Origin of the sequence: Pantoea sp. ICBG 1758, assembly GCF_002928325.1 — a bacterium.
Lineage (GTDB): Bacteria > Pseudomonadota > Gammaproteobacteria > Enterobacterales > Enterobacteriaceae > Pantoea > Pantoea eucrina.
In genome coordinates, this window is record NZ_POWL01000001.1 from 1,322,623 (window position 1) to 1,341,107 (window position 18,485).

The 18,485-nt window shown below is 58.7% G+C and carries 17 protein-coding genes; 11 read left to right on the forward strand and 6 right to left on the reverse strand.

Annotated elements, in window-relative coordinates:
- Nucleotides 1-4: 4 nt before the first annotated feature.
- Nucleotides 5-1,144: a MalY/PatB family protein gene (locus tag C1Y41_RS06485; protein ID WP_104085102.1), complete on the forward strand. Its 1,140-nt coding sequence runs from the start codon at nucleotides 5-7 to the stop codon at nucleotides 1,142-1,144.
- Here the strand turns inward: C1Y41_RS06485 and C1Y41_RS06490 are convergent.
- On the reverse strand, nucleotides 1,141-1,701 hold the full coding sequence (locus C1Y41_RS06490) for a VOC family protein (protein ID WP_094111062.1): 561 nt from the start codon (nucleotides 1,699-1,701) through the stop codon (nucleotides 1,141-1,143). The genes C1Y41_RS06485 and C1Y41_RS06490 overlap by 4 nt on opposite strands.
- 310 nt (nucleotides 1,702-2,011) lie before the next feature.
- Between C1Y41_RS06490 and C1Y41_RS20335 the strand changes: the two genes are divergently transcribed.
- Together C1Y41_RS20335 and argS are read left to right on the forward strand one after the other, a co-directional pair.
- The gene (locus C1Y41_RS20335) at nucleotides 2,012-2,134 is read left to right on the forward strand and encodes a hypothetical protein (protein WP_255402039.1); all 123 of its coding nucleotides are present in this window, start codon (nucleotides 2,012-2,014) and stop codon (nucleotides 2,132-2,134) included.
- 174 nt (nucleotides 2,135-2,308) lie between these two features.
- The gene (gene argS, locus C1Y41_RS06495) at nucleotides 2,309-4,039 is read left to right on the forward strand and encodes an arginine--tRNA ligase (protein ID WP_104085103.1); all 1,731 of its coding nucleotides are present in this window, start codon (nucleotides 2,309-2,311) and stop codon (nucleotides 4,037-4,039) included.
- A 45-nt stretch (nucleotides 4,040-4,084) separates the two neighbouring features.
- Here the strand turns inward: argS and C1Y41_RS06500 are convergent, their stop codons facing one another.
- From C1Y41_RS06500 to flhB, 3 genes are read right to left on the reverse strand one after another with little or no spacing between them, the layout of a single operon-like run.
- Nucleotides 4,085-4,486: a flagellar protein FlhE gene (locus C1Y41_RS06500; protein ID WP_071668897.1), complete on the reverse strand. Its 402-nt coding sequence runs from the start codon at nucleotides 4,484-4,486 to the stop codon at nucleotides 4,085-4,087.
- 2 nt (nucleotides 4,487-4,488) lie between these two features.
- Entirely contained in the window at nucleotides 4,489-6,576 is a 2,088-nt protein-coding gene (gene flhA, locus C1Y41_RS06505) for a flagellar biosynthesis protein FlhA (protein WP_039384912.1), read from the reverse strand.
- Nucleotides 6,569-7,723 (reverse strand): flagellar biosynthesis protein FlhB, encoded by a 1,155-nt coding sequence (gene flhB / locus C1Y41_RS06510; protein WP_039384913.1) that lies wholly within the window; start codon nucleotides 7,721-7,723, stop codon nucleotides 6,569-6,571. The genes flhA and flhB overlap by 8 nt, the downstream gene beginning before the upstream one ends.
- Before the next feature lie 594 nt (nucleotides 7,724-8,317).
- Between flhB and C1Y41_RS06515 the strand changes: the two genes are divergently transcribed.
- The 8 genes from C1Y41_RS06515 to C1Y41_RS06550 all read left to right on the forward strand — a co-directional run bounded on the left by C1Y41_RS06515 (nucleotide 8,318) and on the right by C1Y41_RS06550 (nucleotide 17,318).
- On the forward strand, nucleotides 8,318-8,806 hold the full coding sequence (locus C1Y41_RS06515) for a hypothetical protein (protein WP_104085357.1): 489 nt from the start codon (nucleotides 8,318-8,320) through the stop codon (nucleotides 8,804-8,806).
- 85 nt (nucleotides 8,807-8,891) lie between these two features.
- Entirely contained in the window at nucleotides 8,892-10,106 is a 1,215-nt protein-coding gene (icmH, locus tag C1Y41_RS06520; protein ID WP_071668898.1) for a type IVB secretion system protein IcmH/DotU, read from the forward strand.
- Nucleotides 10,106-12,220: a type VI secretion system membrane subunit TssM gene (gene tssM, locus C1Y41_RS06525; protein WP_104085104.1), complete on the forward strand. Its 2,115-nt coding sequence runs from the start codon at nucleotides 10,106-10,108 to the stop codon at nucleotides 12,218-12,220. Before icmH ends, tssM begins: the two co-directional genes overlap by 1 nt.
- A 13-nt stretch (nucleotides 12,221-12,233) precedes the next feature.
- Nucleotides 12,234-12,932 (forward strand): type VI secretion system-associated protein TagF, encoded by a 699-nt coding sequence (tagF, locus tag C1Y41_RS06530; protein WP_071668900.1) that lies wholly within the window; start codon nucleotides 12,234-12,236, stop codon nucleotides 12,930-12,932.
- Nucleotides 12,933-12,965: 33 nt separating this feature from the next.
- Nucleotides 12,966-14,096, forward strand: coding sequence for a type VI secretion system-associated FHA domain protein TagH (gene tagH, locus C1Y41_RS06535; RefSeq protein WP_104085105.1), 1,131 nt, complete (start codon nucleotides 12,966-12,968; stop codon nucleotides 14,094-14,096).
- Nucleotides 14,093-14,869, forward strand: coding sequence for a PP2C family serine/threonine-protein phosphatase (locus C1Y41_RS06540; protein WP_104085106.1), 777 nt, complete (start codon nucleotides 14,093-14,095; stop codon nucleotides 14,867-14,869). Before tagH ends, C1Y41_RS06540 begins: the two co-directional genes overlap by 4 nt.
- Before the next feature lie 15 nt (nucleotides 14,870-14,884).
- On the forward strand, nucleotides 14,885-15,835 hold the full coding sequence (locus C1Y41_RS06545; RefSeq protein ID WP_104085107.1) for a hypothetical protein: 951 nt from the start codon (nucleotides 14,885-14,887) through the stop codon (nucleotides 15,833-15,835).
- Between the two features lie 64 nt (nucleotides 15,836-15,899).
- The gene (locus C1Y41_RS06550; RefSeq protein ID WP_104085108.1) at nucleotides 15,900-17,318 is read left to right on the forward strand and encodes a serine/threonine-protein kinase; all 1,419 of its coding nucleotides are present in this window, start codon (nucleotides 15,900-15,902) and stop codon (nucleotides 17,316-17,318) included.
- On the opposite strand, the gene C1Y41_RS06555 is transcribed toward C1Y41_RS06550, so the two are convergent.
- Nucleotides 17,315-17,989, reverse strand: coding sequence for a gamma-glutamylcyclotransferase (locus tag C1Y41_RS06555; RefSeq protein WP_166713929.1), 675 nt, complete (start codon nucleotides 17,987-17,989; stop codon nucleotides 17,315-17,317). The two genes, C1Y41_RS06550 and C1Y41_RS06555, sit on opposite strands and share 4 nt — an antisense overlap.
- Nucleotides 17,990-18,220: 231 nt before the next feature.
- Nucleotides 18,221-18,451: a putative cation transport regulator ChaB gene (gene chaB / locus C1Y41_RS06560; RefSeq protein ID WP_039384929.1), complete on the reverse strand. Its 231-nt coding sequence runs from the start codon at nucleotides 18,449-18,451 to the stop codon at nucleotides 18,221-18,223.
- Between the last annotated feature and the right edge of the window lie 34 nt (nucleotides 18,452-18,485).

The following is an 18,485-nucleotide window of genomic DNA, read 5'->3' on the forward strand; positions in this document are numbered from 1 at the left end:
CACTATGGTATTCGATTTTGATCAACGGATAGACCGCGGTCACAGTGATAGTCTTAAATGGCACAAATATCGTGACCGTGATGTGCTGCCACTCTGGATTGCAGATACCGATTTTCGCTCGCCACCCTGTATTATTGAGGCCATTCAAAAACGAGTCGCACACGGCGTATTTGGTTACGGTGTCACGCCTGCCGGACTGACAGAGATTACCGTGCAGCGCATGGCGGAGCGTTATGACTGGATTATCAGGCCGGAATGGATAGTGATATTGCCGGGTGTGGTAAGCGGACTTAACATTGCCGTGCGTGCTTTTACCGCAGCCGGAGAACGTACCGTGGCGCCTGCGCCCATCTATCCGCCGTTTCGCGGCGCTTCCCGGCTGGCCGATCGCGCGCAGCTCAGTCTGCCGCTGCAGCGGACAAAAGATCGCTGGGTCATGGACATAGATCGGGCGGAGATGACGGGCAACGAGCGACTGCTGATGCTGTGCAACCCGCAAAACCCCGGCGGCACGGTATACCGGCGCGATGAACTCTCCCGCCAGCTCGCATTTGCGCAGCGTCACGATCTTATCGTCTGTTCAGATGAGATCCATGCCGATCTGGTGCTTACGCCGGGCGTGCAGCACACGCCGTTTGCCGCGCTGAGTGAGGATGCCGCACAGCGCAGCATAACGCTTATCTCTCCCTCTAAAAGTTTCAATATCGCCGGGCTGGGCGCCTCTATGGCCATTATTCCCGATGATACGTTGCGCCGGCGCTTTAAGCAGGTGCGTGAGGGGATCGTGCCGGGCGTGGATATTCTGGCGCTGGTTGCCGCCGAGGCGGCGTGGCGCGAGGGTGATGCGTGGCTGCAGGCGCAAATTGCCTATCTGCGCGCAAACCGCGACTGGCTGGCGAGCCGCATTGATGCCCTGCCCGGCCTCGATATGGTCGTGCCGGACGCGACCTATCTCGGCTGGATTGACGCCAGCGGCCTGCAGAGTGAAAACCCGGCGCGCTATTTTGAGCAGTACGGGCTCGGCTTCTCGCCCGGAGGCGATTTTGGCGATGACCGCTTTGTCCGCTTCAATTTTGGCTGCACGCGCGCCACCCTGCAGGAAGCGGCAGCGCGCCTGAAGCAGGCGGTGGAAGCCCGGCGTTAATCGCGCTCGCTGGCGACAATCTCTTCAAGTCGCCAGGGGTGAAATTTAATCGTGGTTTCACCATCGGTGACGGCCAGCACAGGATTAGGCAGGCGTTCATTCTCGCCCTGCGGCGCGCTGGTTTTAAAAGAGATGCCGGGCTGTGTCAACGCCGCATCAGAGAGCAGCGCCATGGCGCGCATGCCCAGCGTTTCCGGCTCACCGCGCAGGACGATCTCAATATGTTCCCAGCCCTCGTGCCGGTACAGCTTCGCGCCCGGCCAAGGCAGCTCAATCACATCAATCTGCTGCCCTGCCAGCGTGACCGGCTGCCGGAGTTTAAACAGACAGATCGGTCGACCGTTAATCATCGCTTCTGAAAAGAGCTCACCAATCTGCAAAAAGCCGCGCTTCCAGCGTTCGGCGGTAGCAAACTGGTGACAGCGCACGGCCAGATGATCAATCTCGTGTGCCTGCGGTGAAAGTCCGAGTCGCGCAGCAAAAGCCTGCAGCGCCTGCTCAAAACGGCAAAAATCTTCTGTTAAATCGTCTAACTCCGGGGGAAAGTCCAGCTTCATTACCTGAAACCTCAACGTCTGTTCAGTGAAATTAATCATTAAAATCAATATGCCAGCTTTTTCAGCCAGACAAAACCTTCGGATTCATCCGATTTAGTCAATAAAAACCGCCAAAACCAGATAAAAACAGGCTTACATTCAGATTATTCGCCTAATCAGGGCCAGGCTTAACTTTATAAAAACAAGCTAAGCTTATGATTAGATTGACGAATCTTTACACAATGAGATAACTCTTATTTGGGCGCCAATGAATTGCAGATAACCCCCCTTTCTTATAAATTTGAGTTTCTACCTCACAAGGAACGGCTCTATGTCTATGCTCATTGTTGTCGCGGTTCTCATTGCATTAACGGGATTCGCCATTTCCCGTCACTGGAAGGTGCGTGAAGACAAAAGCGTCAAAAATCCTCGTCGTCACCCGCGCCGCCGTTAATCGGCGCGCGGTTTTGCCGTCAGCTGACCAGTCCGGGCCGACTGCTGTTGCTGACGCATCCTAACATTTCACGTATACTTCCCCTCTCTTTTTTTCCGTCCCGACACAAGCGCGGGATGATGGTATCGGCTCGTCCTCTGCTGACGGGCCTTTTCAGCATATGAAGGTAACGCGGTGAATATTCAGGCTCTTCTTTCCGATAAAGTCAGTCAGGCGATGCGTGCAGCGGGTGCGCCCGACGATTGCGAACCGCTGGTTCGTCAGTCAGCTAAAGTCCAGTTTGGTGATTATCAGGCGAACGGCATCATGGGCGCGGCAAAACGGCTGGGCCAGGCACCGCGTCAGCTGGCTGAACAGGTGGTGAAGCATCTGGATCTGACCGGCATTGCCAGTCATACCGAGATTGCAGGGCCTGGCTTTATCAATATTTTCCTCGATCGCCAGTGGCTGGCACAGCAGGCCGCGCAGGCGCTGCAGCAGCCCGATCTCGGCGTCAGCAAACCTGAACCGCAAACCATTGTTATCGACTACTCGGCACCTAACGTGGCGAAAGAGATGCACGTGGGCCACGTGCGCTCCACCATCATCGGCGATGCGGCAGTGCGGACGCTGGAGTTTCTGGGTCACAATGTGATCCGGGCTAACCACGTCGGCGACTGGGGTACGCAGTTTGGCATGCTTATCGCCTATCTGGAAAAGCAGCAGAATGAAGATCATGCTGATATTGCTCTCGCCGATCTGGAAGCATTTTATCGCGAAGCAAAGCGTACTTACGATGAAGATGAAGCGTTCGCCGCGCGCGCGCGCAGTTATGTCGTCAAGCTGCAGGGCGGCGATGAGTATTGTCGCACCATGTGGAAAAAGCTGGTTGATATCACCATGAGTCAGAATCAGCTGGTCTATGACCGTCTGAATGTCACCCTGACGCGTAATGATGTCATGGGAGAGAGCCTCTACAACGATATGCTGCCAGGCATTGTCGCTGACCTGCGTGAAAAGGGTCTGGCGGTCACCAGCGAAGGCGCGACGGTGGTTTTCCTTGATGAGTATAAAAACAAGGAAGGCGAGCCGATGGGCGTTATCATCCAGAAAAAGGATGGCGGCTATCTCTATACCACTACCGATATCGCCTGCGCAAAATATCGCTATGAAACGCTGCATGCCGATCGCGTGCTCTACTATATCGACTCACGCCAGCATCAGCACCTGCAGCAGGCATGGACCATCGTACGTAAAGCGGGCTACGTGCCAGCCTCCGTGCCGCTTGAGCACCACGCCTTCGGCATGATGCTGGGCAAAGATGGCCGTCCGTTTAAAACCCGCAGCGGTGGCACCATTAAGCTGGCGGATCTGCTGGATGAAGCCGTTGAACGTGCCCACACGCTGGTCAGCGCTAAAAATCCGGAGATGTCGCCGCAGGAACTGGCCGATCTGGCGGAAATTGTTGGCATCGGCGCGGTTAAATATGCCGATCTCTCCAAGAGCCGTACCACAGATTACATTTTCGACTGGGACAACATGCTGGCATTTGAGGGCAATACCGCGCCTTATATGCAGTATGCCTATACCCGCGTCCTGTCGGTGTTCCGTAAAGCGGGTCTGGATGCAGAGACCCTGAGCGGTGAGATTACGCTGACGGATGAGCGCGAAGCGCTGCTGGCCACGCGCCTGCTGCAGTTTGAAGAGGTGATCACGCAGGTTGCGCGTGATGGTACGCCGCATGTTATGTGTGCTTATCTGTATGACCTGGCCGGACTCTTCTCCGGCTTCTATGAGCACTGCCCGATTCTGGCGGCTGAAGAGGCGTCTGTACGCAACAGCCGCCTGCAGCTGGCGGCTCTCACCGCGAAGACCCTGAAACAGGGGCTGGATACGCTGGGGATTAAAACCGTCGAACGGATGTAATGACAGCAGCTGATAAAAAACCCGCCTTGTGCGGGTTTTTTGTTATTACCGATAGTTTACGGTCACTTCACTGCTGAGCACCCGCAGACCCGGCGGCAGCGCTCCCTGCCCCTGAAAGCCAAACGCCAGATAGAGCGGCTCTTCGGCCGGGATCAGCGCCAGACCGCGCGTGGATCCGCTGGCACCATCCAGCTCCACGCAGCGCTGGCTGGCGCAGAGGCGCACCACCAGCCCGGATGGTGCCGGACGGCTGAGCTGATAGCGCCAGTTCACCACGGCGATGTTGCCGGGTGCCGCAGAAGGCGCCCTGAGCGCTGGCGATAACAGCCAGCTGCCGCGTGCCCCAAGTCCGGGACCGCTGACGCTGGCGCTCCACGCACCGGTAGCGGCTATGCCCGCCAGCGGTGTGAACAGCAGCAGCAACATTAACGGATAGCAGCGCCGCATTATTATTTGCCTCCAATCGTGGCGGTCATGCGGATCTGGCGATTGTCACTCAGCTCCAGATTGGAAAGTACCACCAGCTGCGGCAGGTTACGCCGCAGGAAGCGCGCCAGCAGCGCACGCAGCGGATGGTTCACCAGCAGGACCGGCGGCGCACCGCTCATCTCCTGCTGCTGCAGCGCCGCCTGTGCCTGCATCAGCAGACGATCGGCCAGCCCTGGCTCCAGGCCACCGCCGCCCTGCAGCGCCTGCAGCAGCAGACGCTCCAGCATGGCATCCAGGCCAATAACCTGCACCTCTCCGCTGCCCGGGAACCACTGCTGGGTGATCGCCCGCCCCAGCGCCACGCGTACTACGCTGGTCAGCTCCTGTGGGTCGCTCTGCACCGGCGCGTGCTCCGCCAGCGTTTCGATGATGGTGCGCATATCCCTGATTGATACCCGCTCGGTAAGCAGGTTCTGCAGCACTTTATGCAGCGTGGTCAGGCTGATTACCCCCGGCACCAGATCTTCCGTCAGCTTCGGCATCTCCTGAGTAACGCGATCCAGCAGCTGCTGCGCCTCCTGCCGGCCAAACAGCTCGCTGGCGTACTGTCCAATCAGGTGGTTGAGGTGCGTTGCCACCACGGTGCTTGCCTCGACCACGGTATAACCCTGAATCTGCGCCTGCTCTTTCAGGGCGCTGTCGATCCAGATCGCCGCCAGGCCAAACGCCGGATCAACGGTAGGCTCGCCCGGCAGGCTGCCGGCTGCGGTGCCGGGATTAATGGCCATCCAGCGGCCAGGGTAGGCGTCACCGCTGCCAATCTCCACGCCTTTCATCAGAATGCGATAGCGTGCGGGCGGCAGCTCCATGTTGTCGCGGATATGTACCACCGGCGGCAGAAAACCAACCTCCTGTGCCACTTTCTTACGGATGCTGCGGATACGGCCCAGCAGCTCGCCATTCTGGGTATGGTCAACCATCGGAATGAGGCGATAGCCCACTTCCATTCCCAGCGAATCCTCCAGCTGAACGTCGGTCCAGGAGGCCTCAACCGTGGCGGGCGTCTCCTGGGTTTTCATCAGGCTGGCTGATTCAGGCTGCTTCTTCGGCTGCATCTCACGGCCGCGCAGCCACCAGGCAAGCCCGAGCAGCGCGCCGGTAAACAGCAGAAAGACAAAGTTAGGCATGCCGGGCACCAGACCAAGCAGGCCGATTACCCCGGCGCTGAGCATCAGCACGCGTGGATTATTAAACAGCTGCCCGACCATCTGCTCACCGACATCCTGGTCAGTGGCGACGCGGGTGACGATGACGCCTGCTGCCGTGGAGATCACCAGCGCCGGGATCTGCGCCACCAGGCCATCACCGATAGTCAGCAGCGTATAGGTCTCACCGGCGTGGCCAACATCCATCCCATGCTGCACAACGCCCACCAGCAGGCCGCCAATGACGTTGATCACCATGATGAGAATACCGGCGACGGCATCCCCGCGCACAAACTTGCTGGCACCATCCATTGAACCGTAGAAATCGGCCTCCTGCGTCACTTCGGAACGGCGACGCTTGGCCTCATCTTCGCCAATCAGACCGGCGTTAAGATCGGCATCAATCGCCATCTGCTTGCCGGGCATTCCATCCAGTACAAAGCGGGCGCCAACTTCCGCAATACGTCCGGCGCCTTTGGTGATGACCATGAAGTTGATGATCACCAGAATGATAAACACCACAATACCGATGGCAAAGTTACCACCGACCAGAAAGTGGCCAAACGCTTCTACGACGCGGCCCGCTGCGTCGGCCCCGGTATGCCCTTCCAGCAGAATGATACGGGTGGAGGCGACGTTCAGCGCCAGGCGTAATAGCGTTGAGAACAGCAGTATGGTGGGGAATGCCGCAAACTCCAGGGTGCGCTGGGTGAACATCGCCACCAGCAGCACCATGATCGATAGTGCGATATTAAAGGTAAACAGCAGATCGAGAATGAAGGCGGGCAGCGGCAGCACCATCATCGACAGGATCAACATTATCAGCACCGGTCCTGCCAGCACCTGCCATTGCGTCTCTTTAAAACTGCCCGGTAAACGCAGCTTTTCGGCCAGATTAGCCATCGTCTCTGTTCTCTCCTGCAAAGTCCATCTCTGCCGGGACCGGCAGATGCTTAGGTTTGGTCGGGATCAGGCCGCCTTCGCGCTTCCAGCGCCGCAGCTGCCAGACCCAGGCCAGCACTTCCGCTACGGCAGCGTACAGCGCACCGGGGATAAACTGACCAATTTCAGTATGCCGATAGAGCGCTCGCGCCAGCGGCGGCGCTTCAAGGATCGGCACGCGGTGCTCTTTTGCCACTTCACGAATGCGCAGCGCGATGTCACCTGCGCCTTTCGCCACCACTTTTGGCGCATTCATCTTGCCTTCCTGATACTGCAGCGCCACCGAGTAGTGCGTCGGGTTCGTCACAATCACGTCAGCTTTCGGTACATCAGCCATCATGCGGCGGCGGGCCGCCGCGCGCATCGCCTGGCGGATCCGCCCCTTCACGTGCGGATCGCCCTCATTCTGTTTATGTTCGTCGCGGATCTCCTGACGCGTCATGCGCAGCTTTTTGAAATAGCTGTAGAGCTGCCAGAACACATCAAAACCGACCATCGGAAACAGACCCAGCATCACCAGCCCGCAGCTGGTGGCGACCATACTCAGGCCATGGTGCAGCGCGTTAACCGGCGATTCCGCGATCAGCCGCAGCATCTCCTGCCAGTGGCTCCAGAGATACCAGCCCGCTACCACCCCTACCAGCACCGCCTTGAGGATCGCCTTCACCAGTTCAGCCGCGCTCTGGCCGGAAAAGAGGCGTTTTATGCCTGGCAGCGGGTTGAGCTTCTTAAAATCGAGTTTGATCGACTTACCGCTGATATGAATGCCGCCCAGCGCCATCGGGGCCGCCATGGCAACAATTACCAGCCCGCCCATCAGCGGCAGCAGCGCCACCACTGCCTGCATGACCAGATTGCCGATATGCGCCACAATAATTTTGTCATCGTTCACCATACCGTGATCGAAGCGAAAACCGGTTGCCACCATACGGGCAAGCTGCGTGGCCATGTGGGAACCGCCAAGCCAGAGGATCATCAGCCCGGTCAGCAGCATCAGCACCGATGTCAGCTCGCGCGATCGCGGGATCTGCCCCTCTTCCCGCGCTTTCTCAAGTCGGTGGGGGGTGGGCGATTCTGTTTTGTCCTCGCTGCTACTCTCTTCAGACACAGCACACCTCAGCTGGCAGAAATTCTGAGTACAGGATGACAAACTTACCCGGGAGTGAAGCGCGGATTAAACGACGAAATAACCTGCTTATTGCGTCATAAGTAAAATCGTTGTCGTGCCCTGTCCGTTTTCTCAGCAGAAACAGCGCACAAAAGACGTGACGCGATCGGGGTTTTGGGGATCTGAACAGGCGCGGAAAATCTTAAAATGAGAATTTTCTGCAAAGAGATCACATTATTAATTTCACTGTAAAACATAAATTTTTATAATGTTTTATCCCGGACAGACGTTTGCCTGAAAAGATTCTTCGCTACCCGGCCTGCCCGATGCCGGGTGAACCGTAAAAGTCGCTTAACTGTTGCAGCCTTCTGCAGACCTCCTCTGCGGCTTCAGGCGTGATGTTATGGCGCTAACACGCAATTTACCGCGATGCAATAGTTTGAATTCTCAAAAGTCTTAGGTAGACTGAGACGCACGTTGTCCTGAAGAGATCTGGCTGTTTTTCGTGGTTTTTTCGCAACACACTATGTTCATACTCGCCGGGTACGCCCACTGTTACTCTGCAATTAATCTGATGGAATGATAAGGATGATGGTGAAAAAAACGCTTATGCTTACGCTGCTGGCGACCCTGACGCTGGCCGGGTGCAAAACCCCGCCGCCGGCAGTGACAGAGGATACGCTGGTAACCAGTACGGTTAACGGCGTTACCCTGACGCATCGTTATGCGGTTGCCGCACCGGCAGAGTTCACCCCCGTCAATGCATCCTGGCGCGCACTCTACGCCGCTTCCGTTATGACCACCCCTGACTACGGCGGTAAAGTCGTGCGCTACCTTGATAATGCCCAGCGCTTTGAAGTGCTTGGCCGGGTGGAGCATAGCTGGCTGGCGATTGCTGAAGAGCCTGAAGGCCAGCTGATAGGCTATATCCCCCCTAAAGCGGCCGTTGAGACCAGCCGCTATGACGCCACGTTGCGCAGCGATCGCCCGAAACCGCGTCGCGCTAAACAGGTGTGCGTGGCAGTAGGCGGTGCCAGTAAGGCGTGCCGCACCACTGATACCGCGACCTGGATCCTGGATTGAGTCAACAATCTGGCGCATATTGGCGACAGTCATACCGCAGTTTATGGCAAAATAGCGCCGTCATCGCCAGGAAAAACGAGAGTTAATGATGCAGGATCCCATTGCCCGCGAGGATATCAGCGCGGGCAACGATAACCTTTTGCTGAACGCCGCCGCCCCGGTGCTGAATGCTGTTGTCCGCATCCGGCAGGCTGCCACGCATGACGATCCGGCCGGGTTGCGCCAGCTGCTGATTGATGAGATCCGGCTGTTTGAACAGCGCTGCAAGCAGGCTGGCCTGCCGTTTGAGATGATCATCGGCGCACGCTACTGTCTTTGCAGCGTGCTGGATGAGGCGGCGGCACAGACGCCGTGGGGGACGCGCGGCGTCTGGTCAGGCAACGGCATGCTGGTGAGTTTTCACAATGAGAGCTGGGGGGGTGAAAAATTCTTTCAGCTTCTCTCCCGCGTTTCACAAAGTCCGCAGCAGCATCTGTGGCTGCTTGAAGTCATCCATTACTGTCTGCTGCTGGGATATGAAGGTCGCTACCGCGGCAGCGAAAGCGGCCGCACACAGTGTGAAGGGATCCGTAAACGTCTGGCGCAGCTGATCCACGACGCGCGCGCTGCAGAGAGTAGCACCGCAACGCCGCTGGTCGAGGTGCATCCGTTAGTGAACAGCCTGACGCGGCCGATGGTCCCGCTCTGGGCCTGTGCCACCGTGGCGGCGCTTATCGCCTGCATGGTCTACAGCATGCTGAACTGGCGGCTCGGCAATGCGGCTGAACCGCTGCTGCGCGATATCTATCAGACTCCCCTGCCGCAGATCATGCCCGGACGACGCCCCGCTTCACCGCAGGCGCTGCTCGATCTGCGCCAGCGTCTGAATGATGTGATTGCCGCCGGTCAGCTGGAAGTCAGCGATGGCGCGTTTGGCAGCAAAGTCATTATTCCCGCCGATAAACTTTTTGTTCCGGACGGCACCGTTGTAAACCCGGTCGGCCGCGCGCTGCTGGCGCACGTCGCCAGCGCTATGAAAAGCGTTAAAGGAACCGTTCTGGTCTCGGTCTATACCGATAACCGCGCCGTCGATGGCCGTTTCGCCTCCAGCTATGAATTTTCACTGGCCCGCGCGCGCGCTATTACGCAGCTGCTGACGACGCAGCTGGCGTCGGGGCAGAGCGTTAAAGCTGAGGGGCGCGGCGACAGTAATCCGCTGCTGCCTAACGACAGCAATGAAAACCGCGCCCGCAACCGCCGGGTTGAGATCACACTCTTCGCTGCGCCGGAAGCAGCGGCTACCCCGGAGGGCCAACGCTGATGCGCACATCTGTTCGTCACCTGCTGACTCATCGCCTGCTCTGGAGTCTGATTGGTGTTACCGCCCTCAGCTGCCTGGTGTGGATGCTTGGCCCGCTCTGGGTATGGGGTGAGACCCGACCGCTGGAGCCGGTTTTCTCCCGGCAGCTGGCCGTGGCCCTGCTCTTTTTTTGCTGGACGCTGTTTCAGCTTATTCCGGCAATATGGCGCGGCTGGTTCAATAGCAAGCTGCTGAATCGTCTCCAGAGCATGAGTCAGGAAGAGCTCTCCGATCGTCACTCCACCGAACAGGTGCTGGCACAGCGCTTTAGCGAAGCCGCGCTGCGTCTGAAACGCACGCAGTTTGGTCGCCATCATCAAAAAAGCTGGCTGGCGCGTTTTCAGAGTCACTATCTTTATGAGCTTCCGTGGTATCTGATTGTCGGCGCACCGGGCGCGGGCAAAACCACCGCGCTGCTGAACGCCGGCCTCTCTTTTCCCCTTACGGATACGCACGGCAATAGCGCAGTGCGTGGCGTAGGCGGCACCCGTCACTGCGACTGGTGGTTTACCGACAGCGCCGTGCTGATCGACACCGCCGGGCGCTATGCGCTGCAGGAGAGCCAGCGCGCGCGCGACAGCGCCGAGTGGCAGAGCTTTATCAACCTGCTCAAGCGCTACCGCACGCGTCAGCCAATTAATGGCGTGATCCTCACCATCAGCGTGGCCGACCTGCTGACCGACACCGCAGAGGCGCGGCATGCGCAGGCCACGGCGCTGCGCTGCCGTATGGCTGAGCTGCATCAGCAAACCGGTATCCATTTTCCGGTCTATATCATGGTAACCAAAACGGATCTGCTGAAGGGATTTCTGAGCTTTCATGCGGGCCTCAGCAAGCCGCAGCGGGATGCCATCTGGGGATTTACCTTTCCCTGGGAGCCGGGCAAACCTCACAAAGACGAGTGGCAGAGCAGTTTTACGGCACGTTTTCAGCGGCTTGAGCAGCAGCTTAAGCAGCAGCTGGCGGAGCGCATGGCGGCCGACCGCGATCTGATGCAGCGCGCTGACAGCTTTCTCTTTCCGCAGGAGTTTGGTTCCCTGCGCCCGCTGCTTAATGAGTATCTGGACGTGATCTTCTCCCGTCATGAGGAGGATATTGCCTGGTCTGCCCGCGGGCTGTTTTTTACCAGCGGGACCCAGGAAGGCCTGCCGTTTGACCGCATTATGGGCGCCCTTAATCGCAAGCTGCAGCTGCCGCAGAGCGGTGACCACACCCTGGCAGCCTGGGACAGCGTTAACCGCAGTAATCCTATTCCGGGCAATAAAGGCCAGAGCTACTTTATCCGCGATCTGCTCAGCGAACTGGTGTTTCGCGAAAGCGGCCTTGCCGGCAGCAACCGCCACTGGGAATACCGCAACCGTCTGCTGCACTGGATCGGCTATGGCGCGCTGGCGGGTGCGCTGATCCTGCTGTGCGGCTTATGGCTTACCAGCTATGTGCAAAACCAGCGCTATCTTGATCAGGTGGCGAGCCGTATTGCGCCCCTGACGCAGCAGAGTCAGCAGGTCACACATCAGCCCGTCGATAATATTTTTGATCTGCTACCCTTCTTAAATAACCTGGTTAAGCTGCCGCTGTCCGAGCGCTTTTCGCTGGATAATCCGCCGCTTACTATGCGCGCCGGACTCTATCGCGGCACACAGGTCAGCGACGCGGCCTGGGTGCTTTATCAAAATGCGCTTAAGTCTCTGCTGCTGCCGCGGGTGGCGCAGCAGATCACGCATTTGCTGCGCGACGATCCTGGCACCGATAACGCTTACAGCCGCAACGCGCTGCGCGCCTATCAGATGCTTTATCAGCCGCGAAATTACGACGGCACGTTTCTGCGCAGCTGGCTGATCGAAAATCTGCAGCGCACGCTGCCGGCCGATGTCAGCGTGCGCGATCTGCAGCAGCTCGACTGGCATCTCAGTCAGCTGCTCGATCAGCAGATACAATCTTCACCCTATGCTCGTGATAACGCGCTGATGATGCGCAAGCTTGCAGAAAACCTGAAACGGGCGGGTCAGGAGAGCAGCGTGCTGGCGACCGCGCCAGAGGCCTCTGCCGGACAGCTGACCCGCTATAGTGAGTGACGGTGAGGTAAACATGGCGAACCACAGCGTGCCGGGCTGGTATGGCAAACTCCCCGCTACCGGCGATTTTTTGCGGCAGCGCCTGAGCGAGGCCACGGTCTCCCCCTGGAGTCACTGGTTTCAGCAGGGACTCACCCACTGGCATCAGCAGCAGCATGCCAGCACGCAGCTCTTTTTGCGCGCGCCGGTGTGGAACTTTGTTCTGCCGCTGTCGCCGCTGCGTCAGCAGGTGCAGATGGGCTGCCTGCTGCCCTCGTGCGATCGCGTGGGACGCGCCTGGCCGCTGCTGGCCCTGCGCACCTTTACGCTGAATGAGTGGCACCCGGCGCAGCTGACTATCTCCGGCGACTGGTTTCGCGAACTGGGCGGGCTGCTCTGGTCAGCGGTGCGCGAGCGCACCCTGCCGGAGAGCCTGGAAGCAGAGATGCAGCAGCTCTCACCCCTGCTGGTGCCCGGCAATCAGCGCAGCGATATTATGGATGTCATCGGTTTTGCGGATCTTCCCTGCACCCTGAGCTGGCAGGAAGTGGCAGAACGGTTTGAACCGCAGCAGCATATCAGCTACTGGTGGAGCAATCGCAGTGACGGCTTTGCCCACGCCACCCATAAACACAGCGGCCCGCTGACCGCAGAGCTTTTTTCACTGTTATTTAACCCGGCGGCGGGTGCGCAGCCGGGACGTAATGGCCTCTATCCACCCATGTTTGAATAAGCCGGCACGTTTGCCTTGTTAACGGGATGACTCATGCAATTTACCTTTGTGCAGTGCGATACGGATGTGCCCGCCAGAAGCGTCACCTTTATGCCGCCTGGCGGCACCATTGGCCGCAGTCAGGATAACGATCTGATACTGCCTGATGAGACGCGCGCCATCTCACGCCTGCAGGCGCTTGTCCATCTCTCTGCCGAAGGGGAATGCCGTCTGACCGCACAGGGCAGCGTGACGGCGATTGAGCTCAATGGTCAGGTGGTGCAGCGGGGTGCCCAGGCCCTGCTGCAGCATGGCGATCGGCTGCAGATTGGTCAATATATGCTGGAAATTACCGATCCTGCGCACCAGCCTGCGCTACAGGATGATCCGCTGTCGTTTTTTAGCGAGGACGCCAGCGATCCACTTGGCATGCAGCAGGAGGCCGTCCTGAGTGCTGAGCTGATGCCGGAACCCCCAGCCCCGGTACGTCAGGAGCGGCGGCCCGATCCGCGGCTGGCCATCGATCCCGCCCGAGACAGCGCACCGCAAACCCGCCAGCCTGCAGAAGCCGGCGAGGAGAAGCTTATCGCCGCTCTGCTGGAGGGAATGGGACTCAATAATGGTCATCAGACATCGCTCGGTGAAGAGCAGATGCGCGTTACCGGTCGTATGCTCAGCCTGTTTTCTCAGGGAACCGTTGCCCTGCTCTCCTCGCGTTCAATTCTTAAGCGCGGCGTGAAAGCGGATATGACCATGATTCTGAACGAAGCCAACAATCCGTTTAAGATCCTGCCTTCCGGCAAAACCGTGCTGATGCAGATGTATCAGAGCCAGATGCCGGGTTTTATGCCGCCTGAAGCCGCAGTGCGCGATGCGCTGGTAGATTTGCAGGCGCATCAGCTGGGCATGATTGCCGGTATCCGGGCGATCATTGCTGCCATGTTGCAATCGTTTAATCCGCAGCGGCTGGAAGATCGCGCGCGCGAGGATGGCGCTCTGCCTAAAATCGCCTTCAGCAGCGGGCGCAAGGCCGCCCTGTGGGACGCCTTTACGCGACACTATCAGCGCACTGCCGGCGAGATTGAAGATGACTTCCATACGCTGTTTGGCGAAGCGTTTCTCAACGCGTATGACATGGAAGTTAATCAGTATAAAGATTCACAGACGCGGACGGATGAGACATGAAAATGATGTTTGCCAGCCGCTGTCAGCAGGGCCGGCGTGACGAAAATCAGGATCGCACCGGTGCGCAACTCGACGACGAGCGCGCCTGCTTTCTGGTGTGTGATGGCGTAGCCGGATTACCCGGTGGCGACTACGCAGCGCAGCTGGTGCGCGATACGCTCCTCAGCGCGGTGCAAAACAGCAGCAGCTTTACGCCTGCCACTACCCAGGCGGCTATCACTCTTTGTCAGCAAACGCTGGCGGCTGAGCAGGGGAAGAATCCGAAATTTTCCCGCATGAGCACCACGCTCGCGGCTCTGTTTATTGACCGTGAAAAACAGCGTGCATGGTGGGCGCACGCCGGTGATAGCCGGGTTTATCACTTTCGTCATGGTACGCTATGTGAGGTAACCCGGGACCATAGTCTGGCCCAACATCTGCAAGAGGCAGGCTATGAAAATTCCGGCATTAACAGTAATTTACTTTATAATGCCCTCGGCACTGAGCCGGTACGCCCGGTGACCTTCAGCAGCGCGATTGACCTCCAGGACGGCGATGCGTTTCTGGTCTGCACGGATGGCTTCTGGCTCAACCTGACCACGCAGGAGATGGAACAGGCGTTACGCATGGTTAACGCCTGTGAAGAGTGGCTGACGCTGATGGAACAGGCGGTCAATCGCAGCGACAAGCGGGACAACCTGAGCGCGCTGGCAATCTGGATTGGCGAACCGCAGGATGCCACGTTGCTCTATTCTCAGGCTGATGCGGCGCGCTTTGTGCCGCCTCACTATTGATTTGCAAGGATCCCTATGAAAGTGTGGTTGTCGGGCATTGCCGCCCTGCTGCTGGCCCAGAATGCACAGGCAGAAGATTATCGTGTGGTCTATTCGCCCAGCCTGGCGCTCGAGGTCTGGATCGACAACGTTGCAAGTAAAGCGCCCGACGACTGGTGCAAAGAGACGCTGCCGTTACGTATTGTCTCCGGTAAAAGCAGCGACACGCGCATTCTCACCAGCTTCCTGCCCCGGGTAGGCACGCTGCTGGCGAACCAGTGCGGCAGCCTTGACGAGCTGCCGTGGCAGATGATGACCAAAGAAGGCAGCGTGCTGGCTAACGGCAGCGCAGCAAAACTGCAGAACTGGCGCCCGATTATCCTGAATGATGCAACCGCCAGCGCCAGCGCCACCACCGCCGCACCGCTGGATCTCTCCCGTCCGGCGGACAACACGCCGCTGCAGCACTTTGCGCTGCCGGGCGACTGTCATTTCCGCACCTGGTGGGACGACAAAGGTGCTTCGCTGTTTATTCCTGATGCGCCGGCGCAGCACTGCTCAACGGAAGGCTGGCTGGAAGGCGCAGCCAGCATAACGCTGCTGAGTAAAGGTGAACCTGCAACGCTGCCGGTGACCTTTTATCAGGGGTATCCGGTCGCCAGCCTCGCGACCGGCAGCAAACCGCTGGAGATTGTCGCGGTCAATAAACAGCGAATGATTGTGACCCGGCCGGACGCTGCCGGGAGCTGGCTGGTGTTGCCGTTTGATGCGCGGGAGCATGTCTGGCGCTTTGGCGGTACCCTGCTGATTCAGATGGATAAAAAAGCTGGCAGTGACAGCAGCACGGTGAAAGCGCAGGTCGATCGTTTACGCGGCATCTGGTCGCCGCAGTTTATGCCACAGCAAAAAGTGACAGTGTTACTGATTGACACCCTGCATGCGGATCTCGCCGATCCGGCTATCGGTGCCTGGCGTAACATTAATTAATCAGCGATCGCTGCCTGCTGCCCCGCGGCAACAGGCACTACAGGATGTGTTCAGAGAACTCACTATGTCGGCAAACGAAAATCATATCCCTAATGCCCTGCCTGCGGGCTACCGGTTTAACGAGTTTGAAATCAGGGACGTCGTGGGCGGGGGCGGCTTTGGCATCGTCTACCGCGCCTGGGATCACCAGCTGGAACGGTTTATCGCCATCAAGGAGTATATGCCGCAGTCGCTGGCCGTGCGCGCTGCCGACATGTCGCTTGAACTGCGTGGTGAGCGCTTTCAGAAACTCTTCAACGCGGGCCGCAACAGCTTTATTCAGGAAGCACGCCTGCTGGCACGCTTTAATCATCCGGGGCTGCTGCACGTGCTGCGCTTCTGGGAAGAGAACGGCACCGCCTATATGGGCACGCTGTTCTATAGCGGTATGACGCTGAAAGCGTGGCAGGCGAGCCAGTCTGACGCCGTTGATGAAGCCTGGATCCGTCGCCTGCTTCCGCCGCTGTTTGGTGCCATCAACACCATTCATACTGCCGGCTATCTGCATCGCGACATCTCGCTGGATAATATTCAGATTCAGGATAACCAGCTGCCGGTACTGCTCGATTTTGGTTCAGCGCGTAAAGAGATCGGCAATCTGTCAGATGAAACTGAAATCATGCTGAAGCCGGGCTTTGCGCCGATCGAGCAATATAGCGAAGAGGGTGAGGTTGAACAGGGTCCGTGGACCGATATCTACGCGCTGGGGGCGGTATTACACACGCTGATTACCGGCCATGCGCCGCCGGTCAGCGTAGTGCGCTGCATTGAGGATAATTACCAGCCGCTTGCCGTCACCCGGCCTGAAGGCTATTCCCTGCCGCTGCTGCACGCCATCGACTGTGCGCTGGCGATGAAGCCTCAGGATCGTCCGCAGACCATCGACGCCTTTGCGCAGCTTATCGATCTGCCGGTGAGCGATGCCGAAGCGCTCAGCACGCCGCTGCCGGTTGTTGCCCTGCCCGCCGGGCTGCCGGAGACCGCCGCTGAACCGGAACCTCCGCTGGTGGCGGTGAATCCCGCCGCCGCCGCCGCTGAGCCGATCGCTGGCAGTGCAGCAGGCCGGCGCGTCTCGCCGGGTATAGTGGCGCTGGCTGCTGTGGCGCTGCTGGCTGTGGGTCTGGTCGTGTGGCAGACGGTGCGTCACAGTGAGACGCCGCCTGTCGCAGCCGCGCCGGAAGCCGCTGCGCCGGCAGCAACGAAGGTACCGGCGGCGGCGGCCAGTACGCCTGCCATTGCCACCATCTATCTGCAGCTGCAGTCAGGCGAAAGCGTCGTGCTGAATGGTGAAGTGCAGGATGTGAAAGCCGCCAGCAGCGGTTTTGCGTCACTCAATCTCGCTGCCGGCAGCTATCGTCTTGAGGTGCGGCATGGCGACCAGGTGCGCAGCCAGGCCCTGACGATTAAGCAGCCTGGTACCTGGCTCATTAACCCCGGTAATTAAGCCTGAGGTGCGCTGCGCTGCTGCAGCGCTCTTACCTCAGCGGCAAGACGCGTCAGCGCGGCTTCCTGCATGCCGCGTCTGACCAGCTCCTGCTCAAGCGAGAAAAGATACTGCGCATTGGTTCCGAGCGGCCCGCTCGCCTGCGCAATCAGGGGTGCAATGGTACTGCGGCAAGAGTCATCCTCATATAGCGGATGACGCGGATCCATGATGAACACCAGCGCGGTAACGCAGCGTCCATCCTCCAGCTGCAGCTCACACCAGGTGGGCAGATAGCAGCCGGTGATCATCTCGCGCTTCCAGAGCAGCTCCAGTTCTTCATGCAGGCGCGCCTCCGGCAGACGAAAGGCCAGGCCGCTGGTGCTGCCGCCCTCTTTCAGCGCCAGCATGCGTCCGGGTGCGGCCTCGGTGCCCCGTCCGGCGGTGAGCCGCAGACAGAACGCACGATGCCACCCTTCCAGGCGCCCCGAAGCCACCTCCTCCGCGTCAAACACCGGGTTCCACATCAGCGAACCATAACCAAAGATCCACACCGGACTTTGATCGGGCCGACAGGCGAGCGTGGCAGAAAGCGAAGCGGCGCGCTTTTCACAGCTCCACAGCAGTGCTTCATCGATATCACCAAAGGATGTTTTGCAATCGGCTTTAAGTAAGAATTCCCGGGTTAACACTGCGATCTCCTCTACTGCCCTGGCATCCCGCACGCCTGGATCCCGAACCGGTATCCCGAAAACGACGCGCGTCGGCACAGTCAGAAACAGTAATGCATTCATTGCTGCGGTTTCAAGATTGTCCTGACGCTTTTCACATAAACAACTGTTTCAGAGTATCGGCGGGCGGGAAAAAATAATGAGAGGATTAAAACCGGGGATGATGCGGGCTCTTCAGGCCCGCAGCAGCAACTACTTTTTCGGATGCCACTTGTCGTCGTCACCTTTCACGTAGTCATGCTTTACTGCCGCCCAGGCGACCTTGTGTGCGACCTCTTCCCGTGATGCGTCGCCCCGCCGATCCTCTTTATCCTTGTACTGATCCCAGGCGCTGTTAAACGCGTTCTGGTAAATGGTTTGTGCATGAGCCGGCAGCACATGACGCACGCTGTCCGGCAGTTCGCTGGTTGATGAATAAGGCATAGCTCCTCCGGTATCAGGTATCACTTAAAGTCTG